The organism is Pseudoalteromonas sp. NCIMB 1079, from assembly GCF_040567695.1.
GTDB lineage: Bacteria > Pseudomonadota > Gammaproteobacteria > Enterobacterales > Alteromonadaceae > Pseudoalteromonas > Pseudoalteromonas distincta.
This window is the reverse complement of record NZ_JBEWZA010000001.1, coordinates 1,376,613-1,401,809: the sequence shown is the minus strand read 5'-3', so window position 1 is coordinate 1,401,809 and position 25,197 is coordinate 1,376,613. Positions and strand designations below refer to the sequence as shown.

22 protein-coding genes and 1 pseudogene are annotated in these 25,197 nt (G+C 38.9%); 7 read left to right on the top strand and 16 right to left on the bottom strand.

The window, feature by feature from the left end:
• The first annotated feature begins 89 nt into the window (after window positions 1-89).
• Window positions 90-527, top strand: coding sequence for an OsmC family protein (locus ABX891_RS06435; RefSeq protein ID WP_024593544.1), 438 nt, complete (start codon window positions 90-92; stop codon window positions 525-527).
• 70 nt (window positions 528-597) lie between these two features.
• Here ABX891_RS06435 and ABX891_RS06430 read toward each other — a convergent pair whose 3' ends face one another.
• Window positions 598-783 (bottom strand): 2TM domain-containing protein, encoded by a 186-nt coding sequence (locus tag ABX891_RS06430; protein WP_354629128.1) that lies wholly within the window; start codon window positions 781-783, stop codon window positions 598-600.
• Between the two features lie 218 nt (window positions 784-1,001).
• Between ABX891_RS06430 and ABX891_RS06425 the strand changes: the two genes are divergently transcribed.
• Complete coding sequence (locus ABX891_RS06425) at window positions 1,002-1,778, top strand: EAL domain-containing protein (RefSeq protein WP_354629127.1); 777 nt, start codon at window positions 1,002-1,004, stop codon at window positions 1,776-1,778.
• 48 nt (window positions 1,779-1,826) lie between these two features.
• On the opposite strand, the gene ABX891_RS06420 is transcribed toward ABX891_RS06425, so the two are convergent.
• Window positions 1,827-3,314 (bottom strand): dipeptidase, encoded by a 1,488-nt coding sequence (locus tag ABX891_RS06420; protein WP_354629126.1) that lies wholly within the window; start codon window positions 3,312-3,314, stop codon window positions 1,827-1,829.
• 137 nt (window positions 3,315-3,451) lie between these two features.
• Between ABX891_RS06420 and ABX891_RS06415 the strand changes: the two genes are divergently transcribed.
• Complete coding sequence (locus ABX891_RS06415; protein ID WP_182754262.1) at window positions 3,452-3,643, top strand: DUF2986 domain-containing protein; 192 nt, start codon at window positions 3,452-3,454, stop codon at window positions 3,641-3,643.
• A gap of 2 nt (window positions 3,644-3,645) precedes the next feature.
• Here ABX891_RS06415 and ABX891_RS06410 read toward each other — a convergent pair whose 3' ends face one another.
• From ABX891_RS06410 to ABX891_RS06400, 3 genes are all read right to left on the bottom strand, one after another.
• Window positions 3,646-4,581, bottom strand: a complete 936-nt coding sequence (locus tag ABX891_RS06410; RefSeq protein ID WP_165744378.1) for a TDT family transporter — start codon at window positions 4,579-4,581, stop codon at window positions 3,646-3,648.
• Window positions 4,582-4,819: 238 nt separating this feature from the next.
• A complete protein-coding gene (locus ABX891_RS06405; RefSeq protein WP_354629125.1) occupies window positions 4,820-6,985 on the bottom strand; it encodes a TonB-dependent receptor in 2,166 nt (721 codons plus the stop codon).
• 133 nt (window positions 6,986-7,118) lie between these two features.
• A complete protein-coding gene (locus ABX891_RS06400) occupies window positions 7,119-8,417 on the bottom strand; it encodes a methyl-accepting chemotaxis protein (protein ID WP_197098742.1) in 1,299 nt (432 codons plus the stop codon).
• Between the two features lie 374 nt (window positions 8,418-8,791).
• Between ABX891_RS06400 and ABX891_RS06395 the strand changes: the two genes are divergently transcribed.
• Window positions 8,792-9,997, top strand: a complete 1,206-nt coding sequence (locus ABX891_RS06395) for an MFS transporter (RefSeq protein WP_154903362.1) — start codon at window positions 8,792-8,794, stop codon at window positions 9,995-9,997.
• A gap of 147 nt (window positions 9,998-10,144) precedes the next feature.
• Window positions 10,145-11,518 carry an IS4 family transposase gene (locus ABX891_RS06390; RefSeq protein ID WP_024598303.1) on the top strand — a complete coding sequence of 458 codons (1,374 nt, stop codon included), beginning with the start codon at window positions 10,145-10,147 and terminating at the stop codon, window positions 11,516-11,518.
• Between the two features lie 50 nt (window positions 11,519-11,568).
• On the opposite strand, the gene ABX891_RS06385 is transcribed toward ABX891_RS06390, so the two are convergent.
• From ABX891_RS06385 to ABX891_RS06370, 4 genes and pseudogenes are all read right to left on the bottom strand, one after another.
• Window positions 11,569-12,615 carry an NAD(P)-dependent alcohol dehydrogenase gene (locus ABX891_RS06385; protein ID WP_002958143.1) on the bottom strand — a complete coding sequence of 349 codons (1,047 nt, stop codon included), beginning with the start codon at window positions 12,613-12,615 and terminating at the stop codon, window positions 11,569-11,571.
• 142 nt (window positions 12,616-12,757) lie between these two features.
• On the bottom strand, window positions 12,758-13,471 hold the full coding sequence (locus ABX891_RS06380) for a DUF1499 domain-containing protein (protein ID WP_024596009.1): 714 nt from the start codon (window positions 13,469-13,471) through the stop codon (window positions 12,758-12,760).
• 107 nt (window positions 13,472-13,578) lie between these two features.
• Entirely contained in the window at window positions 13,579-14,919 is a 1,341-nt protein-coding gene (locus tag ABX891_RS06375; RefSeq protein WP_165723822.1) for a DUF1501 domain-containing protein, read from the bottom strand.
• Between the two features lie 9 nt (window positions 14,920-14,928).
• Window positions 14,929-16,835, bottom strand: a pseudogene (locus ABX891_RS06370) (DUF1800 domain-containing protein).
• A 170-nt stretch (window positions 16,836-17,005) separates the two neighbouring features.
• Between ABX891_RS06370 and ABX891_RS06365 the strand changes: the two are divergent.
• The gene (locus ABX891_RS06365; protein WP_002958138.1) at window positions 17,006-17,221 is read left to right on the top strand and encodes a hypothetical protein; all 216 of its coding nucleotides are present in this window, start codon (window positions 17,006-17,008) and stop codon (window positions 17,219-17,221) included.
• A gap of 49 nt (window positions 17,222-17,270) precedes the next feature.
• On the opposite strand, the gene ABX891_RS06360 is transcribed toward ABX891_RS06365, so the two are convergent.
• The 5 genes from ABX891_RS06360 to ABX891_RS06340 all read right to left on the bottom strand — a co-directional run bounded on the left by ABX891_RS06360 (window position 17,271) and on the right by ABX891_RS06340 (window position 23,137).
• Complete coding sequence (locus ABX891_RS06360) at window positions 17,271-18,836, bottom strand: diguanylate cyclase domain-containing protein (protein ID WP_354629124.1); 1,566 nt, start codon at window positions 18,834-18,836, stop codon at window positions 17,271-17,273.
• Between the two features lie 395 nt (window positions 18,837-19,231).
• The gene (locus tag ABX891_RS06355) at window positions 19,232-19,576 is read right to left on the bottom strand and encodes a hypothetical protein (protein ID WP_165744382.1); all 345 of its coding nucleotides are present in this window, start codon (window positions 19,574-19,576) and stop codon (window positions 19,232-19,234) included.
• Window positions 19,577-19,591: 15 nt separating this feature from the next.
• Window positions 19,592-20,056 carry a nuclear transport factor 2 family protein gene (locus ABX891_RS06350; protein WP_165744383.1) on the bottom strand — a complete coding sequence of 155 codons (465 nt, stop codon included), beginning with the start codon at window positions 20,054-20,056 and terminating at the stop codon, window positions 19,592-19,594.
• A gap of 91 nt (window positions 20,057-20,147) precedes the next feature.
• Complete coding sequence (gene hrpB / locus ABX891_RS06345; protein WP_354629123.1) at window positions 20,148-22,574, bottom strand: ATP-dependent helicase HrpB; 2,427 nt, start codon at window positions 22,572-22,574, stop codon at window positions 20,148-20,150.
• A gap of 149 nt (window positions 22,575-22,723) precedes the next feature.
• Window positions 22,724-23,137, bottom strand: coding sequence for a group II truncated hemoglobin (locus ABX891_RS06340; protein ID WP_011328874.1), 414 nt, complete (start codon window positions 23,135-23,137; stop codon window positions 22,724-22,726).
• A gap of 265 nt (window positions 23,138-23,402) precedes the next feature.
• On the opposite strand from ABX891_RS06340, the gene ABX891_RS06335 reads away from it, so the two are divergent.
• Window positions 23,403-23,600: a CsbD family protein gene (locus ABX891_RS06335; RefSeq protein WP_011328875.1), complete on the top strand. Its 198-nt coding sequence runs from the start codon at window positions 23,403-23,405 to the stop codon at window positions 23,598-23,600.
• Between the two features lie 62 nt (window positions 23,601-23,662).
• On the opposite strand, the gene ABX891_RS06330 is transcribed toward ABX891_RS06335, so the two are convergent.
• Both ABX891_RS06330 and ABX891_RS06325 read right to left on the bottom strand, forming a co-directional pair.
• The gene (locus ABX891_RS06330) at window positions 23,663-24,418 is read right to left on the bottom strand and encodes a hypothetical protein (RefSeq protein ID WP_354629122.1); all 756 of its coding nucleotides are present in this window, start codon (window positions 24,416-24,418) and stop codon (window positions 23,663-23,665) included.
• A gap of 2 nt (window positions 24,419-24,420) precedes the next feature.
• A complete protein-coding gene (locus tag ABX891_RS06325) occupies window positions 24,421-25,179 on the bottom strand; it encodes a HEPN domain-containing protein (RefSeq protein ID WP_149603054.1) in 759 nt (252 codons plus the stop codon).
• Window positions 25,180-25,197: the final 18 nt, after the last annotated feature.

Below are 25,197 nucleotides of genomic sequence, written 5' to 3'. Positions count from 1 at the left end.
AATTAGTGCTTTTAAGGCTTTATATAAGCTTATTTTGTAAATAAGGCTTAGATAACCTGAAAAGCTTACACTCAAGCAAGGAGAAGATGATGACGATTAAAAAAACGGCAAGTTCAACATGGTCTGGCGACATTAAAACAGGCAAAGGTAGCATATCAACTCAAAGTGGCGCGCTTAATAAACAACCATATGGTTTTAATACCCGCTTTGAAGATGAGGCAGGCTCAAACCCTGAAGAATTAGTAGGTGCAGCGCATAGTGCATGTTTTAGTATGGCGCTTTCACTTGCATTAGGTGATGCAGGCTTTACCGCAGATAAAATTGATACTAAAGCCACTGTAAGCCTTGATGAAGTAGATGATGGTTTTTCGGTGACGCATATTGCCCTTGAGGTAAAAGCGCGTATTGATGATATTCAAAACGAGCAGTTTCAAGCTTTATGTGAGCAAACCAAAAAGAGCTGCCCTATTTCAAAACTCTTAAATACCGAAATATCACTAGATGCGACACTTCAATCAGCATTTTAAATATTTAGACTTAACTATTTAGACAGTCCCTTACTAAACAAGCCAAGTAAATATTTACTTGGCTTTTTTATTATAAAGAAGTATCTCTAGGTTTATTCCTACTCAAAGCACTTACTACTAGCCCAATTCCCATCCCAAGCGCTGGCCATACTACCCAGATATAACTAGGCGAAGTTAGTAAATTTATAATGCTTAGCAAAGTTAAAATAAGTAAATATGCTTTAATTTTTTTGCCTATTGTAATTGTATTGCTCATTTATATTCTCCAAGTAATGTATGTCGCTATTATTGTTTTAATAAGCAACGTACACACCTGCCAAATGTCACTAAGTGATCTGACATTAGTCATTATTTTTCATTTAATTACATAGTTATTTATTACGTATAAAAACATAAAAAACAATACTTTAATCTATTTGTGTTAGAATCTAATCTCAACTAACCTAAACAAATATGCATAAGAGGATGAGCTAAATGAGCGAAAAATCAAAAGATTGCGAAAAAGTGACGTGTAGTAACTGTGCTGACGCTAACGATCTCGAATTTGATTTTTCTATGGCTTTTCAACCGATTATAAACTGTAAAACTAATCTCATTTACGGCTATGAAGCGCTGGTTAGAGGTTTAAATGGCGAGTCTGCCTATTCAATTATTTCAAAAGTGAATGAAGACAACCGCTATGCATTTGATCAGCTTTGCCGTATTAAAGCCATTCAACTAGCTTCAAAGTTAGGCATAACATCAATGCTAAGTATTAATTTTTTACCTAATGCTATTTATAAACCAGAACGATGTATACGCACCACACTAGAAGCTGCAAAAAAGTATAACTTTCCTATTCAAAATATTATGTTTGAATTTACTGAAGTAGAAAAAATAGAAGACACCGCACACATTAAACGCGTTGTTGATTACTACCAGTCTCTCGGATTTAAAACCGCCACTGATGACTTTGGTGCAGGTTATTCTGGTTTAAATCTACTGGCTGACTTTCAAACAGATATTATCAAGCTGGATATGGCGCTCATACGCGATATTAACAACGACAAAAAACGCCAACTAATAGTAACTCATTGCTTAAATATGTTTCGCGATTTAAACATAACCGCACTAGCTGAAGGCATTGAAACAGTAGAAGAATATAAGTGGCTTAAAAACGCAGGTGTTGAGCTTATGCAAGGGTATTTATTTGCCAAACCAAGCTTTGAAAACTTACCTGAGGTAAATTTTAAGGACATAGGTGCTGATTAGTACTCAACACCTATTATTAAACCTTATTGAATTTAAGTAAGGCTTAAACTACATATTACCTAGCTCTATCATCATTGCTGTGTACATACGTAAATTCAGTTCAAGTTGCTCAAGTGTCATAAATTCATGCTCGGAGTGACCTGTATAGCGCTTACCTGGCATTGAAGGGCCAAACGATACCGCATTATCAAACAGCTTTGCGTTAGTGCCACCACCTATTGATACAAAGTCAGCTTTTTCGTCGCCCGTAAAATGCTTGAAAATATCAAGCAGCTTTTGCGCGTGTGGCGCGCCATCAAGTAGCATAGGTGTGCCAATAATTGTTTCTATGTTAGCAAGTGTTACATTGTTAGTAGCTTGCCAATTAGCGAGTGCATCATCAATTTGCTTTTGTAATACAGCTTCGCCTTTACCCATTGGACGACGTGCATTTACAGCAAGTGTTAGCGCATTACCATCGCGCTCAATAACTGTTGGTGCCACTGTCATTGGGCCCATAAAGTCGTGCTTGTAAGCTATTTCGCCAAATTGTTTACCGTGAATGTCTAAACCAATTAACTGATTCACAAAGTCGATTAGCTCGCCGTCACTGTTATTTTCAAGCTCCACACCTTTAAATAACTCAGCTAAATAAGCAATAGCATTTATACCCGACTCCGGCTCAGATGAATGCGCCGACATACCTTTAACGCTTATTGCTAAGCCATTACTTTTTTCACTAAAGTTAAATTCAACTTTATTTAATGTTTTAGCTTTTGCTTTTAATGTATTAATAAGTGCCGCGTCTGCATTGTGAAGTACTAAGCTGGCGTCTTCTGGAATTTGGCTTCTAAACGCACCGCCAGTTACATCGCTTACATATAAACCCGTCTGTGGTGATGTTGCATTAAAAGTAGGTGCAATTAGGCTCCAACCTTTCTCGGCAACCACTACAGGGTATGATGCATCAATCGTTACTGCATATTTTGGTTGTTCATACATTTTCATGAATTTAGTAAGCGGACCCCAATCAGACTCCTCAGCAAGGTAAATCATAAGCTCAATACGGTTATTAAGCGTTATGCCTTTATCTTTAATTGCTTTCATGGCGTAAAGCGCTGTCGCTATTGCGCCTTTGTCATCCTCAGTACCACGACCAACTAATTTACCAGGCTCAGACGTATCAATAATAAAAGGGCTTTGTTTCCATTTGCTAGCATTAGCAGGCTGCACGTCGCCGTGGGTTACTACCGTTACTTTTTCGCTTTGCTCGCCCATTCCAATTAATACGGTGTACCCTAAATCTTGATAGTCGAAACCAAGCTCTGCAGCTTTCATTTTTAAAAGTGCTTTAAAGCCAATAAAATCGGGATTTTGAGGAGCGGCAATATCGCTCTTATTAACGGTCGGAAAAGCCACTAAGTTAGTTAGTGTGTGTATTTGAGCATTTTGGTAGGTATTTACTGCGTAATCGGCAACGCTATCAATATTTTTATTTAACTGCGCATGTGCGCTAAATGCAAATAAAGCAATACTGGCTAAAGCTAACTTTTTCAAAACAATTCCCATTTAATTAATAACTAAGAGCGGTAATTATAACGCTATGGGAGGCTTACATATAGCAATTTGTGGCAGGCACACAGCTAACTTAAGGTAAATATTTATATAGCAGCTTTTATGAGGATGACTGTATAATGCGCGACTTAAAATTAAGAGAGTATTTAATTGTGAACCGTCGTAAAAAAATCGTCACTAAATTTCAAAAGAAAGATAAACGCACTAACGCTAAATTGCATAAAAGCAACAAACCCTCTTATGTATCAAAAGCTGAGCGCGAAAAACAAGCTGAACAAGAAAGTAATGAGCCACAGGTAATCCAAGAGTAGCTTTACGTTACCTGTTGCTTTGATAATTTAAAGTGGCAAAAGTACCGACCACTTACATAACATACCACTGCCGTGGCAACTATAAGTTCAAACGTAGCTAAGTAATTAACTGTATCTACATATGGCATTGCGAGGTTTATACTTTGCATCCAATCAGCCATTTTAAATAATGCAGTTGCCCCAATAACCATTGGAAATGTAAAAGCACCGTAGCTCGGCGAAAAAGGTCTGCGTAATAACTTTATAAATAACACATAAACAATCAGTGTTTTTATTATCGCTAATATAAATAATGCCCCCACTATAACAAGTGATGGATTAGCTACAATATGAAAGTATCCCGCTAATGTTAAGCTAGCAGGCGCTGCTAAAATGGCGAGTGTTGGCTGTATTTCGTAGTCACTTTTTAATGCTAATATAAAACGATAAAACATAATTGGCAGCATTATAGCGTACGTTGATATACCAATAACTAACGCACTATAAGCTAACCACGCTAATGTCGGATTTCCCGAAAAAGTAACATCTGCAATAATTATCCCCACTGGTGGCACAAACCAGCTGGGCGCCATATCCTCAAAGTTAAACTTTTTTACTCGCTGGTATAAAAAGCTCACCAAAAATGTGAGATGCAACACAAAAGCTAAAACCCACATAATGTCGCCAGCTAATGAGTGAAATTGCCCAACTGAGTTTGAAATAACAAGATTAGCCATTGCAAATGTAGGGATCACACTTCCTGCAACTGGGTGTGCTAAATCAGCTTTTAATAAATGAGGGTGTAGTAAAAACTTAGCAGCCAAAAGTAAAACTAATACGCCAGCTAATACCGCTCCCAAAAATTGCCCTTGAGAGTTTAAGTTAAAAACGTTTTCCCATGTCCATCCCATACTGGCAATACCCAAAGCTAAACCGGCCATAGCTGTTGGCGCACCCATCACTTTATTTTTAAATTGCTTAAAAACTGTACTTTCTAATCATTGGGTGATGAACAAGCTACTGCTTTTTACTGCATTGCCTTAAAATAACGCTGTAAAATTAGTACAAGCGTGCTTAATAGAACGCTTTTTGCGTACAAATATTTCATAAAAATAAGTTTACGGCTTACATATTAAAGCGTATGAAAAAAGCCATAACACAGTTATGGCTTTTACTTTATTTTAAAATTTAATTTAGTTAAAACGCGTAACTAATGCTTACATTAAATGAACGACCCTGCCCAGCAAGTTGTTCAAACCCGTTGCTGCTATCTTGTTTAAGTGCTGCAATACTTACGCCGCCTAGTGGGAGTTGGTAGTACTCATCAAACACGTTACTCACTTCTGCGCTTAGCGTTAATGAATCCCATGTGGCTTTAGAGCTTAAATTAACCAAGCTGTAGCTGTCTGTTTGGTTTTCAAAACGATTATTATCTACACGGGTTTTAGTATCTACCCACTGCCAAGTTAATGCGTTTTCAAACCGACCCATTTGCTGGCTAATACCTAGCTGGGTTTGCAGTGGTTTAATTTGATAAAGCGGCTGGTTAGTATCGTCGCGCTTGCCTCTCGTATTAGTAACATTAGCGTGTAACTGCCAGTTACCTAAATCCTTAGATTCATAAATGTTGACTGTTAAATCTATTTTTGCACCATATAAAATGGCATCTACATTAGTAAACTGCAAAATGTTACGCGCAGTGTTGTCCAAGTCATAACTATTGAAGCTTCTTACAATATCAGCATCAATATAATCATTCACATCGGTATACCAAACATTAGTGCTTAAACGCCAACGGTCATCTTTAGCCGATTTAATATAAGTAGCACTTAAAGTATGCGCTGTTTCAACGTCTAAATCAGGGTTACCAATATAGCCATTACCATCGCCATACCAACCAATCATGGTGGTTGCCATATTACTTACGCCCCAGCTGTATCGCTCATATAAATTAGGTGCGCGGTTTTTACGGGCAAGACCAAATTGCAGCTCATCATAATTTGTTATTTGGTAGTTAATTAATAAGTTAGCATCAACTATAGTGTCGGTTTTATGTCTGTCGCCAGCATTAAAATTCTGTGCAGCAATAGTGTTATCTGTAGACGTATCGCTCATGGTCATAGTTTCCATACTATCCATGTCGCTCATATCGTCCATATCCATCATGCTCATACCATCGTTGTAAGGCTGAACCTCACCTACTTGGGTATTAACACTTTCAATACGTACACCTGCGTTTAGCCACAGTTTTGTATTTATTTGGCTCTCGTATTCAGCAAATGCCGTTATGCGCTCTCGTTTGCCATTATTTATATTTACGTAATCGTTTGGTCCCATCATGGTTGAGCCTTCGATACCTGGCCACCAATCATCAATGCTGTAATTGTAATATTCTTGACCGAGTAAAATACTGCTGTTTTTATCAAGGGCAATACGCCATTTAAGCTGCGTACTTATATCTTGTGCATCGGTTTTCATTCGCATCATGCCTGTTTTTTCTTCACTGAAAAAACCCATTTCGTGCTTTACGCTATGCCAGTTAACTTGCCCTTCAAGCTCGCTGTTTTCAAAGGAGCGTTTGTATTGAGCTATTGCACCGAAACTGTTGTTATCGGTCATATCCATATACTGATTTGCAAATCCCTGATACGGGATTTTTTGATGTGTTAGCTTTATCACTAATTGCTGTTTATCATCGCGCATAGCTGCGGTTAAGCTATGATTTTGTGAGCGATACAACGTATCAAGCACTGCATCACCGTTACCATCTTCATAACTATCTGCATCGCTAAACGAGCCCTGATAATTAAGGCTAAACTTGTAGGTTGCTAAACGAGCGCCTACACCAAGTTTACGTCCGTTATCAACGCTACTGTACTTTGCTGACACATAACCTGAGTGCCAATCTAATTCACTTTTATCGCTATACTGTGGTGAAATAGAATTTACGCTTATAACACCGGCAATATTATCGCCGCCCGCGCTTACAGCCGACACGCCTGCAACCACATTGTAAGACGTAATTTGATTAGCCGAAATATACGAAAGTGGCGGGTTCATGTGATTAGCGCATGCAGCGGTAACATCTGCGCCATCAATTAACACTTTAACTCTGTCGCCCATTAAACCATTTAAAATAGGGAGGTTAGATACGCCGCCCGCGGCTGAAAAATCGACACCTAAATCACTTAATAACGATTCTGACGAACCAAGTGCTAAATGCTTATTTTGAGCATGTCCGTGTACTTCAATTACTTCTAAAGGCGTATCGTCGGCAAATGCAAAAGGAGATAGCACACCGCTAATAAAAAGTGCGACAGGGGAAAGTAAGTAAGTTTTTTGAGCTTTGCTTTTATAAACCATTGTTAATTTATGCCACTGTAATAATTGGCGTAATTATAGTGTGAACTGCAAAAGCAAAAGCGCGACATATTGTCGCACTTTATCAATTAAGAATGTTGTTAGGTGTGTTTAATCTAAAAGGTCATATAATAAATTAAGTATTTAACTTAGCGACCGTTTGAGAAACAATATCTGCTCCGCGTTCAATCTCTTTAATGACCTCAGATACATTCGCAATAAGCTCCCGGCCTTGCTCTGAAGAGTCTGAAACCGACGTTATTTGTCTTGATATATCATTAGTGAGCTCTTGGTTATTTTTAACAACGGTCGCTATTTCATTAGTTGAACTACTCGTACTGGCTGCAAGTTGTCTTACTTCATCAGCTACTACAGCAAAACCACGGCCGTATTCACCAGCACGAGCAGCTTCAATAGCAGCATTTAGTGCTAGTAAATTAGTTTGATCAGCAATGCTGCTAATTGTAGAAACAATGGAGCCTATAACAGCTGATTGTTCATTAAGATTTTTAATTAAATCAACTGACTTAAGTACTTGGCTTACAATGGCATCGGAGTTTGCAACAGAGCTTTGTAGTATTTCAGAGCCTTTCTTAGCGGTCTGCGCAGTAGCTACCGCCGATTTATACGCTATTGCAGCAGCTTCAGTTACTGCACTGTTATTATTAATTCGATCGGTAATATTTGATGCAAACTTAATTATTTTAATTACACTACCTTTGCTATCTAATATTGGATTATAAGTAGCTTCTAGCCAAATTTCTGAACCATCGGCGGCAATACGTTTAAATTTTCCTGACTTAAACTGCCCCTGCGCTAATTCATTCCAAAAGCGCGGATTTTTCTCATAAAATACTTCAGTACAAAACATTTTATGATGCTTACCTACAATATCTTTTAAGCTATACCCGATTGTTGTTAAAAAGTTTTGGTTTGCGCTTAAAATATTTCCTTCAGGAGTAAACTCTATCGTAGCTAATGCTTTATCAAGTGCACTAGCGATAGCTTCTTGTGCCTTTCGTTGTATGTAACTAGCCGTAATATCAGAGGCTATTTTAATAACCTTAGTAACTACGCCGTGCTCTTCAACCGGGAAGTAAGTTGCTTCAAGCCAAAGCTTATCACCATTCGCTTTGTATCTTAAAAACGATCCTGCTTTAGAGTCACCTGCCTTTAATGCTTGCCAAAACTTGCTGTATTCGTTTGAGCTTGCATACTCACTTTCGCAAAACATACGATGATGCTTACCAATTATTTGCTCTTTACTGTAACCAATAGTTTTTAAAAACAACTGGTTTGCGTCTAATATTATTCCTTCAGGGGTAAACTCTATATAAGCCACATGCTTATTAATTGCAGATAAAACAGACTGCTTTTGAATTAATTGAAGCTCCATTTCTTCAATTTTTGCGTTTTTTTTAGAAATACCAAACATATAAAAACCTTAAGGAGTAAATTAGCACTAGGGTTGTTGACCTAAAATTAGCAAATTAATGTAATATCAATATGTAACTATACTGTAAATATAAGCTTTAAATAGCCTTTCAGCTAATATTTAATACCTTACAGGCGCCTGCTTTATAAATAGTTTTTTTATTTTATGAATTTTAAGTAGTATTTTATTCTAATTAATATTTTAAAAACCTAACAAAAACACTAATTTATGCATGACTCTGTACTTTTTTTAACTTAAAATAGCACTTTCACAGACTACCCTCTCACACCAAAATTTAAGCATACATATAATATTTTCTATTCAGAATTTATTGCGCTGTTTCACTTTTAAAATTAAATCTTAAGGGATCATCTATGACATCAGATGTAACGTCGGCATCTAGTCAACTTAACAGAACCGCTATTTTACTCGTATTAGCACTTGGCACATTTATTTTAGGATTATCTGAGTTTTCGATGATGCCTATGCTGCCACTAATTAGCGAAACATTTGGCTCAACGCCCTCACAAAGTGGTTACGCAATTAGTGCTTACGCCATTGGTGTTGTAGTTGGCGCCCCTATTTTAATGCTCACTACAGCTAATATGAGAAAGCGTAAAGCATTGCTCATTTTTATAAGCTTAATGTTTATCTCAAACGGGTTAAGCGCGATGGCAACATCGCTTGAGCAGCTTGTAATATTTAGATTTTTAAGTGGCTTACCTCATGGTGCATATTTTGGTGCTGCTATTTTATTAGCATCAGATATTGCCCCAAAAGGTAAGCGTGCTAGCTTTATGTCTAAGGTGTTTATGGGTTTAACTGTGGCTACTATTGTTGGCGTGCCTATAGTTACACTTGTAGGTCAAAATTTAAGTTGGCGTTATTGTTTAGCTGGCGCTGCAGTACTGGCCTTTATTGCTTTTGTTTTTGTTTATAAAGTAGTGCCTAATATCGATAACGCTAAGCCTTCTAACTTACTAAACGAGTTTGGCGTACTTAAAAATAAACTGGTTTGGTCCATTTTGGGTATTGTAATTATTGGCTTTGGCGGAGTGTTTTGTATTTATACTTACATTGCCGACACCATATTAGTGGTAACAAAAACAGCTCCGTATACTATTTCTATCGCAATGGTAATGTTTGGTATCGGTTGTACACTCGGTAACTATGTACTGGGTAAAGCTGCCGATAAATCAGCAATTAAAACGACTGGCCTTGCGCTTGTATGTACTATTGTATTTGCCTTTGCATATGTAACGGCAAGCCATAATATTTGGGCTCTTTACGCGGTGATCTTCTTTATTGGTTGCAGTGTGGGCTTGGCTACGCTGATTCAAACGCTTTTAATGGACGTTGCGCCCGAAGGCCACGCTATGATTGGTGCCTTAGTACAGTGCGCATTTAATACTGCCAATGCTATAGGTCCTTGGGTTGGCGGAATAGCAATAGCGCAAGGTGCTGCACCTAATCAAACAGGTTACGTAGCAGCTGCATTGTTTTTAGGTGGTTTGGGTATGTGGCTATTAAGTTACTTACAACTAAACAAACAGCAACCAACAGCGCAAGCTACTAATTAACTGAGTTCGAGTTAATTTAAAATACAAAAAGAGCCGCTAATTAGCTGTCTCTTATACACAAATCCCTGCTAAGAAATTAGCGGGGATTTTTTTGAACTAAATCTCAATGTCATGATCAGATCTTCAAATCTTGTTTGAGGGCACATTATGATTAACGAACATACTCATTGGGCAAAACAACAATTCGGTAAATCGGACTTAGGTGATCCAAGAAGAACAGCGCGTCTGGTAAAGTTAGCATCAACGCTTGCAAATGAACCAGGAAAACCACTTGTGAACATCACTCAATCCCCCGCCGATATGGAAGGTGCCTACCGCTTTATTCGCAACGAGAATATTGACGCAACGGCTATAGCAGAGTCAGGCTTTAAAGCCACGGTTGAACAAGCAAAAAGTCATAACTTATTGCTCGCATTAGAAGACACGACCACACTAATTTATAAGCATTCCTCCATTCGAGATGATTTGGGTCATGTCGGACGAGGAGCAAAACAACGAGGCTTGTTAGCTCATAGCGTATTACTGTTTGCGCCAGACACAAAGCAAGTTGTGGGATTAATTGAACAGTCTCGCTGGAGTCGTGATATCAACACGATTGGAAAAAGAGAAAAACACGCGACGACTTCTTACGAAGAAAAAGAAAGTTACAAGTGGGAGTCAGCGTCACGAGCGATGGCAGAGCGGCTGCAAGGACAAATGGCGAACGTGATATCGGTGTGTGACCGCGAAGCGGACATCTACGAATACTTGCAGTATAAACTGACCGAGCAGCAACGATTCGTCGTACGCTCGATGCAAAGTCGTCATATTGAAGAAGGTGAGGATAAGCTCTATGCGTTTGCAAGCGAGCTGATGAGTGCAGGCACCAAACACATCCACATTGCACAAAAAGGAGGAAGAAAAGCCCGAAGCGCAACACTGGATATCACCTATGCGCCAGTGACACTCAAAGCGCCTTACAATAAGAAAGGACACTCCCTCCCAGTTTACTATGTCGGCTGTACAGAGCGAGGAAACGCTAAGAACGGCTTAAGCTGGCACCTATTAACCAGTGAACCAGTCACCAGCAAAGAAGACGCCTTAGCTATCATCACCTACTATGAGCACCGTTGGCTTGTAGAGGAATACCATAAAGTCTGGAAAAGTGATGGTACGGATATCGAAAGTTTACGCCTTCAAAGCCAAGATAACATGGAAAGATTGGTGACGATTAATGGCTTTATTGCGACGCGAATATTGCAACTAAAGTTCACCAATGAGCAGCCTGATTCTCCAAGTTGTGAACAACTGTTATCTCCCAAAGCATGGAAGTTATTGTGGTTAAAGAGAATAAAAACACCATTGCCTGAAACTGCTCCAAATATGTCATGGGCGTATCAGGAACTGGCAAAGTTAGGAGGCTGGAAAGATACCAAGCGCACAGGGCGTGCATCTGTGAAAGTGTTATGGAAAGGATGGCTTAAGTTACAAGCCATCCTGGAAGGCTACGATTTAGCAAAATCTCTTGAGTCAGACTTGTGATCAAGAGACAGCTAATTAGCGGCTCTTTTATTTTTAATTTACCTAGTAAATTAAGCGTTTAACGATGCCATATCAATAACAAAGCGGTATCGTACGTCTGACTTTTCCATACGCTCGTATGCCGTGTTAATTTCGTCAATGTTGATCATTTCGCACTCAGGTAGCACGTTATTTTCACCACAAAAGTCGAGCATTTGTTGCGTCTGTGCAATACCACCAATAAGTGAGCCTGCAATACGACGGCGACCCATTAATAATGGCACCGTGCTTAGCTCATCCACTGGACCAACTTGGCCAACAATAACTAATGTACCATCTACATCAAGTAGCGGTGTGTAAATAGATAAATCATGTTTTACAGGGACTGTATCTATAATGACGTCAAAGGCAGATTGCGAGTCTTTCATTTCGTCATCATTAGATGACACTAAATAGTGCTGAGCGCCTAATTTAACCGCATCATCTTTTTTAGACTCACTACGGCCAATTACCGTAACGCTTGCACCCATTGCAACTGCATTTTTAACGGCCATGTGACCAAGACCACCTAGACCAACAACACCAACACGGCTACCTTTTTTTACGCCCCACTTATGAAGTGGCGAATACGTAGTAATACCTGCACAAAGTAGCGGTGCAACGCGTGAAAGGTCTAAATTTTCTGGTACAGAAAGTACAAATTCTTCGCGTACAACAACATGCTTAGAATATCCACCTTGGGTCATTTCACCACTAACGCGGTCTTTGCCTGCGTACGTACCAACCATGCCTTCGCGGCAAAATTGCTCTTCGTCGTTATCACATTGATCGCAACTTTGGCACGAATCAACCATACAACCCACAGCAACTGTGTCGCCTTGCTTATATTTTTTAACGTCGCTACCTACCGACATAACTTTACCAACAATTTCGTGCCCAGGTACTAGCGGGTAGTCACTGCCACCCCAATCATTTCGTACGGCGTGTAAATCTGAATGGCACACACCACAGTATAAAATTTCAATTTCTACATCGTTATTTCGCAAATCGCGGCGCTCAAAAGAAAACTCTGTCAATTCAGAACCTTGGCTTTTTGCTGCATATCCTACTGTTTTCATAATAACTCCATAGTGGTTAAAAATTTAAATCATCAACAGCATAGTCCATAGCCCGTGAATAGAACCTGACAATATAAAATAGGCACAAAAAAGCCCAAACAGTGTTTGGGCTCAATCGTTAGTACTAGGGCGCTAAATTTAATTATTTTGCAAGTAAGCTGTTTAGTTCATTAATAATTGAATGAATGCGCTCTGCATTTTTTCCTAAATCACTACGCCCTACTCGCGATTTACTACGAATATCAACAAAACGCTGGCTGCCTTCATCTTTAATACGAATTACCACATCGTCTTTAAAACCAAACCATGTGGTTGTATCAGTAGCTTCTACAATACCTGTAGCCGTATTTGCACTTACCACTGCAAAGCCAAGATTTTTAACTGCTTGTTCGCTTGCTGCCATCAAATCGGCTTTAGATTGTGCAAAGCTTAACGTTGCCAGTTCAGGGTATGCTTTGCGTTGTTGTACTGCCGTTTCTTCACCCGCGTACTCTACTGGATTTGGTGCTTCAGCACGAAGTGGCGCAATTGCTACAAATTTTGGTGGGTTAACTAAATCTGTTGAAATATCATGAATTGCCGGTACGCTTTTAGCTTTGTTCATCATGTTAAGTGGCATAGCAATAGCCACAACCGAAAACACAAGCGCAATAACACCACTGCTTAGCGTTAACGTTTTACGCATAAATAACGCTTGTACTATAAGTAGCACCAATGCAGCGCCACCAGCGTAAACACCAAATTTAAAACCAGCAAACGCAGTTCCTAGCTCTACAATACCAAATTTATACAAAGGCCCCGGCAGTATGACGAGTAAAAAGGCGATTAGACTAACTAAGCTCACTAAAACTTTCATTTTATGATTCCTATATTGTGTGATTTTTTATTATTAAAACAATTAAGCACTATTAAACAGTAGCTTATACTACTAACAAGCGCTTTTAGATTACTATTAGCGACTAATTACACAAAAAAGTCCAATGTTGTGTGATCAAAGTTACTCAAGTTTGGAAAAATATCAACAAGCTCAGAGCTTGGCACACCAAACCACTGAGCCAATGTGGCAAAGTACTGCTCATTAGCAACACTAGGAATTAAACGCCCGCCACCGGTATCTTGTGGCCCATCCAAATGTTGAGTTAATAGCTCGCCATATATATTGCCGCCTTTTACTGCGCCGCCCATTACTATTTGGTTCCCTGCCCAACCATGGTCAGTGCCATCGCCATTTGAGGTCAACGTGCGACCAAAATCAGACATAGTAAACGTAGTCACTTTATCAGCCATATCAAGCTCTTTCATCGCACTATCAAATTCACTTAACCCTTGAGCTAACGTATTTAATAAAGCAGGGTGCGTTGTTAATTGGTTGTCGTGGGTATCATACCCCCCCATAGAAACAAAAAACACTTGGCGTTGAGTACTCAACTTTGCCTGTACGCTAATTGTTTTAGCGACTGCGGCAAATTGCTCACTAAGGCTATTATCGCTAAATGGGGTAATAAGTGCAGGCGCGCTTTCTAACGCGCTGTTCATTGCTTGAGTGTTATTTATCGCACTTGTTAAGCCATTGGCATAAGCTGTACTTAACGGATGGCTCGTATTGCCTAGTAAGCGGTTCATAATAGCGGTTACGTGCTCGCTACGAGGTTGATACCCTCCAAACGCGTTAATACTACTAATGCCGCTTTTGTTAAGCGCAAATGCATTGCTAGCACTTCCCGTTTGCCATAAATTAGTACCGTCGAGTGATACATTAGCTGCAAACTCATCTTGTAACTCTAAACGCTCTAAAAGTCGTGCGCCCCACCCGCTATTAAGTGATTGTTTTTCTCGACCATACATCCACGCAGCTTGCTGATCGTTATGCGAAAACAAATGCTTAGGCAAACCTATTGTTTTATTTTTATAGTCATTCAATGTTGTGGGAGCGAGTAAAGTACCTACCCCGCCTATAAATGCTAAATTTTGAGATTCAAACACATTTTGTATCGGTTCAAGTGAAGGATGAATACCTACGCCACCTGCAAACTGGCTTTTAATGCTTAGCTCAAGTGGGCTCTCTACCGCTAGGTTTTGCCTGCTTTGCTTGTACAAACTCCGTTGCTCGCCTTCAAGCGGAACGAGCATATTTAACGAATCATTCCCCCCGTATAAATACACACACACTAATGCTTTATAATCACCTAGCTCAACGGCATTAGTCGCTCCAGTTAATGCTTGTAATTGCAGGCTCGTTAACGCGGCAGCCGATACGCTGCCTTTTACACATAACGACAAAAACTCTCTTCTATTAATGCTCATTATGCGCTCCTAATACTGCACGTTAAATTCAGGTGAAATAGCAATCATATATAATAAATACGAAACCCGTTCACGGTATTGCTCTTCATTAAAGTAGGCATCTAAATCAAGTAATGCTTGGCGTGTGCCACTGCTCATTGCGCCTGCAAAATATAACGTGTTGTACTGAGTTAATAGCGCGCTAACACCGTTTTTCTCTAAAACATTCATGTCGTCTTGAATATAAACATAAATACCATTTGAATTTAAATCACTGTGTGCTTCAGCGGTACTCCACACTAAACTTGCGTAAAGCGCGTTCATGGTGCCAATCAGTGTCGCATCGTTTGCTATTTGTAACTCTGGCGCAACAATACCTTCATTTCGCAAAGCTGCGGTTTGATAATCAGGCCTAAAAAAGTTAAATACCGAAGCCGACTGCATGGGTCCTTGCCCGTAGCTATTTATTAAATTCCATGTTTTATAGTAACCAGCCAAAGATTTAGCATCGAGATTTCGCCAAAACTGTACGGTTTTTAAAATAGGCTCTTTAATTTTACCTTGATAGTTAAGCACTGAGCCAAAATGCCGTGCTTCATCATCTAAATATATAGCCTTTACTACAGCCGCTAAATCGCCGCGTACACCGGCGCCATTATCAATAAATACATTAGCTACTCGTTCAACGTATTGGGGGGTTGGATTTGACGTAATTAATCGCTGAATAAGTTGCTTAGTAATATATGGCGCAACATTTTGATGGTTAAATAAATTATCGAGCGCTATTTGCAATGACTCTTCTGCTGTATAACCTTGTGGTATAACCTCGCCATTTAGTAAGGTTTTTTGTTTACTAGAATGGTACTCGTCAAATGCTTCCATTGGTTTAATATAGTCACGACTTTTACGCTTAAATGTTTCACTATCGGCAAACGTCCAACCAGTAAATACGCGTGCAAAACCCTCTATTTCGACCTGTCCGTAAGTAGCAATAGTATTACCTTGTGCATCAAGCTTGGCGCTGCCATCTAGATTTAGCTCTTCAAGGCCGATAGTAAATAACTGCATTACTTCACGTGCGTAATTTTCGTCTGGGCGAATATTAAGTGTATCGTCTGCTTTTTCGTTACCCAAATGGCTTAAGTAAGTTCCCATAATAGGCGAAAGCGTGACATCTTCGAGTAAGTCACGATAATTACCAAAGGCATGCTTTAGTAACAAATCGTAATAAGTGATCATGCCCTCAGGTTGCCCTCTTAAGGCACTGTTTTCATCCGACACTACTAATATTTCACTTAACGCAAATGCAACACGTTGACGAAGTTGATCGTCACTTTGCATTACTACCTCCACCATGCGTCTATGCGGCTTATGTATTTAAAGTCGTCATCGTCATTTAACTTTACTAAATAATCACGGTGATAATTAATAGGTAGCGCTATTTGCTTATCAAGCCATTGCTGCTCGCTTAAACCTTGTGCGTTTTGTATTTCACTAAGCTTAGGTCCCATTGTTGCTTGGTGTAGTAACCGTGCGGCGCTAATGTCATCCATACTATTACGTGCAGTAAAGCTTAGCGTTTTTACACTGCTTGCCCCTTCGTTATCGGTTGCAGTGACCGAAAAAGCGTAATCAACAGGCTTATAACTTTGCGCATTTAGCAGTGTTACTGAAGTAGTTGTTGCCTCTAAAGGCGCACTAATTAGTTCAGGCCCTTGCGTTTGTTGCCACACAACAGATGTAATAGTGCCGTCTTTATCACTGGCTGTTGCTGTTAGCTCGATTGTTTGGCCTTTACTTAATTCACTAGGAATATCAGCGACTGACAAAATGGGGATTTTATTTCCGTTAACGGTTGGCGTATCATCGGAGCCTGAACCACCGCAAGCGCTTAGTATAAAAACCGAGCTTGCGATAAGAGCAAATTTATAATGCATGTAAAGTCGTCATCATTTGTTAATTAAAGTACGTTAGTGTGTACCGAGTTTAATGCATTTATTGAAACACAAAATTTACAATTTAATTCTTTATTTTTTGTAACCGAATCATGAACGCCCCATTAATAATGCACTAGCTGCAGGGGTAAACAGCCAGAGCTTTATTATTTATGAAAACAGAAATTCGCTATTGTTTTGAATCATCACAAGTTGCTAACCGATTTTTACACGAGCTCAAAGACTGGCCGGTTAACGATGTAAAAACACGACTTTTTAATGGCGGCGATAGTGTAAAAGTGACATACGAATACGACGAAAGTGGTTTTGATTACACTTGCGCCGAACTTGATGACCTAGCGCAGAGCCATGGCGGGAAAGAGGTTTAAGCGTTTTATAATAAAAAACAGCTGATGCATCTTTAATAATTGACTTAAATTATATAGATTTGATTGATGTTTTATCTCTACCTGAGTTTTTCGCTTCGTAGAGCATTATGTCAGCTTCTTTAATTAGTGATTGGATAGACACATTATTACCACTTAAGGTTTCTTTTGTAGCAAATACACACCCAGCACTAATTGTTAAATATTTACGTACAGGCGACGCTTCATGAGGTAAATTTAACTCCCGAACCGCCAAAAGCAATTGCTGAGATATATCTACAAACTCTTCATAAGAAAGCTCTTTAAAGAATAATATGAACTCTTCGCCGCCATAGCGCGTAACTGTTCCTGTGTTTTGCTTTGCCATTTGTTGTAATTTACATGCTAGGAGCTGTAAAGCGTTGTCTCCACCTTGGTGACCATAAAAATCGTTATAATTTTTAAAGTGATCTACATCAAGTAATATTACTCCAAAGGCATTTTGTTGCTGTTGAGCCTGCTCCCATTGCGCCGCTATAATTTCATCAAAGGCACGCCTGTTGTAAATTTGGGTTAACCCATCAATTTTACTTATTTTTTCGAGCTTAGAATTTTGCTCTTTTACTTGTTTAATTAACGCATTAAAACCGCTAATTAAAACGCGCATTTCTAAAAATTGATTAGTGAACCTCAAAGGCTGTAAATCGTTTTTAACCAACATTGAATTAATAGCGGACGCACCACTAATAAGCGGTTCAATAAAATAACGATTTACAATATAAAAACCTAATAATGACATTACAAAAAACATTAACAAAATAAGCTTTAAATAATCATCAAATAAAACTGGCAGTGTTTGGTGATGGTGCTTAATGTTCAAAGCAAGCAATGGCTTACCATTTACATCTAGAATCACCCTCTTCCTTTGAGTGGCAATGTCCTCTTCTTGGAGGCTCCCTTTAAGCGTCGCAATATCGTTTAAAGAACTACCGTGTGCTATTTGTGTATAGCTAAGCTCCACTTGTGCAATTTCCGCTAAGGATTTGATCAACGACGGTCTTACTTTTTTTATAAAAACAATACTACCAACAGGCTCACCTGTTTTATCTGTTCGCTTTATTACATGCGATGCAAACATGATAGGGCCGCCCGCTGTTTGTAAAAAACCAGAATGGCTTAAACTACTGTCTTCATTAGCAGCTTTTGGATTAGGAATAATTGCGCGGTTTAATTTATTAACCTGTAAATCTAAATCAGGCGCATCAAACTCCGTATGCTTCATATAATCATACGCTTGTCCGTAAACCATATTAAAGTTTACATCGTAGATAAACACACCATCAATTTTGAGAGAATAGAAGGTATCCCCTACAAAGTTTGAATCTACATATTCTGCTTCAAAATCAGCCATATAATCATAGGTATCATCCCATACGGCGTAGTCATAATTGAGTGTTTCTAAAAATATAAACTCTTTATCAAGCGCAATTTTAAGACTCAGTAATTCACGATTTTGATAATCTTCAATACTAGTGTTTATAGTCGGCAGGCTAAAAAAATAGCGATACCCAACTAATAAACTTGTTACAAAGCACATTAAAATTAAAGTACCTATTGTTACAAAAAATCTTAATGTCATAGTCTCTATCTAATCGTGTAGAGTTAAGTCAAAGTAGCTTACGTTTTATGTTTTAGACTTCTGCATCTAAATTATAAATAATTAGCTTCTTACTAAAGCGTAGTATAAATTCATGAGCAGGTATAAACAAAGCTTACTATTAAGTTTTATAGCGTTAAAACGTTAGCACTTTCAATAATATATTTAATATAGACATAAAATTATACCAATTCGCTTAATTAAATGGTCTATTGTGAGGGCGGAAAAACGTGTTGATAGCTAGGCAAAAAATTAGCTATTTAGTTGTTCTAAATGAGAATTTTTTAACGCAGGTAGCGACACGTTTAGCCTCGCAAAATGATTAAGTATTATTGCGAATTGGTATTACACATTTAATGTAATACAAAAAGCTGAAACTATTTCGCTACCGAAACTTCCACTTTCGACGAAGATGAACTCGCAAGATCCAGTACTTCATAATAATTTAAGCCATCAATTTTTTTACCAATAATAAAATAATTCATTTCATTCATCATGGTTGGGTCGCCTAAAACATCTTCTGCGCTTTGCACATCAGAAAATTGAATTGCAATTAAGGCGCCTATAAAGCGCATTACATCTTGAGATTTTAATGTCTTTAAAACTTTATGAACTCCCGCCTGAGTTGACTCAGGTGTAGAACCATCAAATCTAAAATCACTTTTTGTACTAGCGCATGCACTAAGCATTAATATTGATAGTGCGATCAGTAAATGTTTCATATATATCCTTATTTTTTATTCGTGATACTTGCGTATCATCGCCACTTTACCGTTTTCAAGTTCTATTACTTCCATCATTGTGGAGGTGTATTCTATTGGCTGCTTACTTTGCGGGTGAATGCCCTTTGCATGACTCTTATAACGAATAGCAAAGCCTGTATCATTAAACACAAATGTATTAAGCAGTGTGCTTTCAAACAACGTGTGCGCACCTAAGTAAAAACTCATACCTTTGCGCATCTGCTCTTTGCCATCAGGAGTACGTGAGTCATCCGGTTGATACGGAATATGCTGATTACCAATATCATCGGTTAACAATGCAAGATAAGCCTCAAGCTCTTTAGCACCTGCGTTAGGTGCTTGTGTTGCGGTCATTGTTTTATAGTATTGCTGCGCAAATGCATTTAAGTCGAGTGGCTTTTCAGCATAAGCCGAAAAAGCAGTTACTAGAGCCAAACCTAACGTTAAAAGTAACCTCATTGACTATTCCCTGTAGTTAAAAATATTTTATAGGTACATTACCTTAGTAAGTTCAATAATCAAACAAAATCAGTTTTAAGTAAATTAACACCTACATTTTGCTCTTTACTCTATTTGTTGCAACGCTGTTGGCTGGGTCGTCTGGCCAAAAATGTTTAGGGTAGCGGCCTTTCATTTCCTTTTGCACATCGCGGTAACTGCTAGCCCAAAAGTGGGCTAAATCTTGAGTAAGTTGCAATGAACGTTTACCTGGCGATAGCAGCTCCATAAGCAATGGCAATTTACCGTTGGCAAGCATAGGCGTACTGGTCAAGCCGTAAACTTCTTGCATACGCACGCTTAGCTTTGCTGGGCCATCAAGCTGGTATTCTATTTTTATATTTGAGCCACTTGGCACCGTTAAGCGCAAAGGTAACAAAGCTTTTAACGTGGTTTGTTGTTGCCAATCAAAGCAGTTTTGTAATGCTTCAAAGTAGTTAAACTTTTTAAGCTGCGTGAGCGTTTTAATATCTTCTAAAAACACGCCTAGCCACTGCGCTGCATTTTGAATAAGTTGTTGCTCGTTTATTTGCGGGAATTTATCGGGCATTAAATTACTTGCTAGGCTCATACGTATCAGCAATTGTTGCGCATCAGGTTGCTCGTTAAATAATGCAAAACCGTGTTTAGCAAATAAGTTAAGCCACGCTTTAGCACGCTCGCTCTTATCTAGTTTTTGTTTACTAGGCTGGCTGCTGAGCGTTATAGCCCCGAGTTTCACTTCATCTTGATGAATAAAGCGCGCTGATTTTTCATCAAACTCACAACGAGTAAGTTCACTAAATAAATGCGGTAAAAATTCTTGTAACTCAAATGGGTTAAGCGCGGTGGCTGCAAATATACGCCCGCCTTTGTGCCCGCCCATGGTTGCTATGGCTAAGTAATCGTCGTTGTGCCAGTAATCGACATTTAACTCAGCACCAGCACCATTGGCAAGTAAATAACCATTACCACGTTTTTTAGCAATACGATCGGGGTATGCCAATGCCACCAGCAAACTTATATAATGCGTATTTAATTCGCTGTTTTCGTCTTTTACTTTTAAGCGGCTTTGCCAATATTTTAACTGTTGTTTAAATACCGGATGCGGACGTTGCTGTTGGCTATGTAGCGCTAAACTCAACTCGTTTGCACTATTTACTCGGCTCTCAAGTAATGCCACTAAATAAATAGCGAGCCTAAAAATACCAGAGAGTTGGTCATCAAGTATTTGTGCTTTTAATAGCATATGCGCCAAACGAATATCAGCACCAAACCCTAACATTTTACTGCCAAGCGGTGTGAGCTTACCTTTGCTATCAATAGCTTCTAGCATGTTAAGCAGATTACTTGCTTGCTCGCATTGCTGCTCAGTGGGCTTATCGAGCAAGGTTAGCTCATCAATACTGGCTCCCCATTGCTTTGCCTCAAGCATAAGTTGGCTTATGTCTGATGTGAGTATTTCGGGATTGTCGTGACTATTACGTCGCTCAAAGGTTTGCTTTGAGCCAATTCGATAAACAATGCCCGGCTCTATTCGCCCTGCACGCCCAGCGCGCTGCACAGCAGACGAGCGCGATATGCTTTGTGTTGTGAGTTCAGTAACACCGGTTTTTAAATTAAAGGTCGCGGCGCGGCGTTTACCGCTATCAATCACAATCCTTATGCCTTCAATGGTTAAGCTAGTTTCGGCCACATTGGTACTAAGTACCACCTTGCGCATCCCTTCAGGCGCAGGAGCAATAGCTGCTTGCTGGTTGGCTTTATCTTGCTCGCCAAATAGCGTTGCCACTATACAATTGTTTGGTAAGTCAGTGAGTGCTTGTTGTACCCTGAGTATTTCGTGCTGCCCTGGTAAAAACACCAACGCGCTGCCTGTTTGCTCACTCAGTGCTTGTTTTATTATAGTGGGGATTGCATCAAGCCAGCGGCTTTCATCTTTTATGGGTATATATACTTCATCTATTGGATAGCTGCGCCCATTTGATTGAATTACAGGGCAAGCAAAAAACTCAGTGTAGCGCTGGGTATCAAGGGTTGCCGACATCAACATTATGGTTAAATCTTCGCGCAGCGCACTTTGGGTCTCTAACGCAAATGCCAATGAAGTATCGGCTGCAATAGAGCGCTCATGAAACTCATCAAATATCAGTAAATCAACATCGCTAAGCTCAGGATCGTTTTGCAGCATGCGGGTAAGCATGCCTTCGGTAACTATTTCAAGGCGCGTATTAACACTTACTTTGCTCTCACCTCTTATACGCAGGCCAACACTTTGGCCAACACTCTCGTTTTGACACTTTGCCAAGTAACTAGCAATATTACGCGCAGCTAAACGACGCGGCTCTAGCATTACAATACGTTTAAAGTGCCCATCACGCATAAGTTGCAGCGGCAACCAAGTAGACTTACCTGCACCCGGCGGCGCTTGCAGTAGCGTAATTGGGTTGCTTTGTAATGTTATTACGAGTTGTTGATATATGTTTTGAACCGGCAGCACAGCTATTTACCCTAAATTGCTTTACCGGCATTGTAACAAAAAACCGCAGCGTGACTGCGGTTGATGTTTAATAATTAATACTCTTTTACAAGCAACTAAGCTCAATAGGTTGCCCATTAGCTACCCACTTTCTACCTATTAACTCTCTACTAGCTACCCGATACCATTCTAATTCGCTCTGCGGGTACGCGCAATTGCTGCATTAAATACACTTTAAACGACTCTGCATAAGGCTGATCATCTACGGCTTTTTGCATGCATAATAGCCAAGCTTCACTTTCGGCAACGCCTACCGCCAAGTGTTTATGCGCCTGGGGAATGTTAATGCTGCCAAAATGCTCCGCGTACAGCTTAGGTCCGCCCATCCAACCTGACAAAAAGTAAGCTAACTTTTTACGCGACTGCGACAAGTCTTTACTGTGCATATCTCTTATGTGCTTAGCCTCTTTTAACTGTTGCATATAATCATAAAATGCATCAACCAGCTGGGTAATACCTACTAACTCCCCCGCCATTTTGTAAGAGCAATCTCCTACGCCATATTCACACACTTTAGTATCCATAACTCACTCATACCGTCTATTTTATCGCAACATAATAACTTAAAACCTATATTGGATAAGCAATTATTACAAACTGCTATGTATATTTTGTATGCATTTAAAGAAGGACCACATAATTACACCCACCTTTTAGCCTTACTCTATTTATGATTGATATTAAGCTACTGATATTAATTACAAAAAATATTTATGCTTTTTTTTGGTATACGACTTGCTACTTTATAGTTGACTGTTAATTTCACTAATCTAAAGTAAGGAGCTACTTATGAACAGCGATCGTATCAAAGGTAATTGGAAAGAACTTAAAGGTAAAGCGCAACGTAAATGGGGCGACATAACCGACGATGATTTAGATAAAATTGAAGGTAGCCGCAAAGAGTTAGTTGGCAAAATTCAACAGCAATACGGTAAGTCGAAAGAAGAAGCCGAACGCGAAGTTGATGAATTTGAAAAAGACCATTAATTTTAGCTATTAGCTACTTAAAAATAACCGCCTTTGTTGGCGGTTTTGTTTTTGGCTAAACATTAATGAGCACTTATCACATCTTCAGCTAATAGTAGCTCATCGCCTTTATATACTTCGAGCCAGCCTGGCGGGGATGTATCGCAACCAATAATAGTTACCTGTAACACATAACTATAACGACCATTTTTAAACGTATAATTATGATTGCCACCACTGCCTTCAAATGTAATATCGCCATTTAGTAAAACCATATCAGGCTTGTCGCTTGGCTTTTTATCAATACCCCACACTGCATAACGAAAATTATGATCGCCTAAATCATCCACACGAATATGGTAGTTAGCTGTTTTCCAATCAAGTACTGGCTTTTCAAAAGTATTGATACTTGCATGCAAAGATTGCTTACCTTGTTTTATTAAGCTTTTAGCAAGTGCCTGCTCTTTAGCGTTTTGGGTATTTACAGCAATAATTTTACCGTCGGTATCTACCCACATAACGCCGTTATTGAGCATAATGCCGCGCCAACCTACTTTCTCCCAATCAGTTTTAATGTTTGAACTGGCAATAACTGCCGCTAGCTCATCATTAAACACTTCATCAAAGCGGTTAATAAACTCGGCTTCATTTTTAATGTCAGGTATGGGGTATCGTCGTTTAAGCGGGTAACGAATATGTGCAGCAATCGCAGCTTTATCATGCGTTTTAAAAGCAGCAATAACAGGTAAAACGAACTCGTGATACTTTGGCTCAAGCGCAAATGTATTCGATGTGAAAAGTAGAGATAAGCAAAGTAAGATGAAATTTAGATACTTCATCCTTAGTCCTTTAGTTTTTGATTCGCTATTATTTTCTGCAACTTATCGACCAGATGTTTTATATCAGTAATAGCCTGATATAAATCATGAGGAAGAATATCAATTACCTCATTTTCTTTGGTATACCCATTTCTATGAACAATATCATGCCTTATGTCGATGATTAATTTCACTTTAGAAGTGTCTATATTTATTTTACAACCAAGTACTTTTTTGTACATTTCCATGGTTTTATCAATTTTGTGAAATAATACTTCACTAACGCACTTAATTGCCAACCCACTTAAATCCATTCCTGATTTAGATAAATCAAATAATGAATATTTCGTATTTCTTATTTGATCCACACGCTCTAACGCATTATTTAGATAGACATTATTTTCAGATATTAAGGCTTTTATTGTGTCCCCTAAAAAAGCTTCAAGAAGTGTTACTGAATATGAATAACACATTTTAATTATTAAATTTTCATTAAGAGGTATAGGTTCAGAAAGTGAATTTTCAGCAAGTTTTTTGATATTGGTTAACTCAGTCACAAAATTTTGATAGATATCAACTGAGCCATTTTCTTTTAACCATTTTATCTCTGAAATCCATTCATATTCATCATTTAAATAATCTTGATAAGCTGAATAGTCATTGAGTAAACTTTGCCACTCCTCAGATTCAACTGTTAAATTTTGATCAGTAAGCCTTTCACGAACCCATTTTTCAGCCTGTTTCTCTTGTTCACCAAATAAAACTTCTTTTATAGAGCTCAAAATATTTCCTTATAATTT

Excerpts from the sequence above, each read along its gene's own strand:
- ABX891_RS06435 (WP_024593544.1), top strand. The coding sequence starts at position 90 with ATGACGATTAAAAAAACGGCAAGTTCAACATGGTCTGGCGACATTAAA.
- ABX891_RS06430 (WP_354629128.1), bottom strand. The coding sequence starts at position 783 with ATGAGCAATACAATTACAATAGGCAAAAAAATTAAAGCATATTTACTT.
- ABX891_RS06425 (WP_354629127.1), top strand. The coding sequence starts at position 1,002 with ATGAGCGAAAAATCAAAAGATTGCGAAAAAGTGACGTGTAGTAACTGT.
- ABX891_RS06415 (WP_182754262.1), top strand. The coding sequence starts at position 3,452 with ATGCGCGACTTAAAATTAAGAGAGTATTTAATTGTGAACCGTCGTAAA.
- ABX891_RS06410 (WP_165744378.1), bottom strand. The coding sequence starts at position 4,581 with ATGGGTGCGCCAACAGCTATGGCCGGTTTAGCTTTGGGTATTGCCAGT.
- ABX891_RS06405 (WP_354629125.1), bottom strand. The coding sequence starts at position 6,985 with ATGGTTTATAAAAGCAAAGCTCAAAAAACTTACTTACTTTCCCCTGTC.
- ABX891_RS06400 (WP_197098742.1), bottom strand. The coding sequence starts at position 8,417 with ATGTTTGGTATTTCTAAAAAAAACGCAAAAATTGAAGAAATGGAGCTT.
- ABX891_RS06395 (WP_154903362.1), top strand. The coding sequence starts at position 8,792 with ATGACATCAGATGTAACGTCGGCATCTAGTCAACTTAACAGAACCGCT.
- ABX891_RS06390 (WP_024598303.1), top strand. The coding sequence starts at position 10,145 with ATGATTAACGAACATACTCATTGGGCAAAACAACAATTCGGTAAATCG.
- ABX891_RS06385 (WP_002958143.1), bottom strand. The coding sequence starts at position 12,615 with ATGAAAACAGTAGGATATGCAGCAAAAAGCCAAGGTTCTGAATTGACA.
- ABX891_RS06380 (WP_024596009.1), bottom strand. The coding sequence starts at position 13,471 with ATGAAAGTTTTAGTGAGCTTAGTTAGTCTAATCGCCTTTTTACTCGTC.
- ABX891_RS06375 (WP_165723822.1), bottom strand. The coding sequence starts at position 14,919 with ATGAGCATTAATAGAAGAGAGTTTTTGTCGTTATGTGTAAAAGGCAGC.
- ABX891_RS06365 (WP_002958138.1), top strand. The coding sequence starts at position 17,006 with ATGAAAACAGAAATTCGCTATTGTTTTGAATCATCACAAGTTGCTAAC.
- ABX891_RS06360 (WP_354629124.1), bottom strand. The coding sequence starts at position 18,836 with ATGACATTAAGATTTTTTGTAACAATAGGTACTTTAATTTTAATGTGC.
- ABX891_RS06355 (WP_165744382.1), bottom strand. The coding sequence starts at position 19,576 with ATGAAACATTTACTGATCGCACTATCAATATTAATGCTTAGTGCATGC.
- ABX891_RS06350 (WP_165744383.1), bottom strand. The coding sequence starts at position 20,056 with ATGAGGTTACTTTTAACGTTAGGTTTGGCTCTAGTAACTGCTTTTTCG.
- ABX891_RS06340 (WP_011328874.1), bottom strand. The coding sequence starts at position 23,137 with ATGGATACTAAAGTGTGTGAATATGGCGTAGGAGATTGCTCTTACAAA.
- ABX891_RS06335 (WP_011328875.1), top strand. The coding sequence starts at position 23,403 with ATGAACAGCGATCGTATCAAAGGTAATTGGAAAGAACTTAAAGGTAAA.
- ABX891_RS06330 (WP_354629122.1), bottom strand. The coding sequence starts at position 24,418 with ATGAAGTATCTAAATTTCATCTTACTTTGCTTATCTCTACTTTTCACA.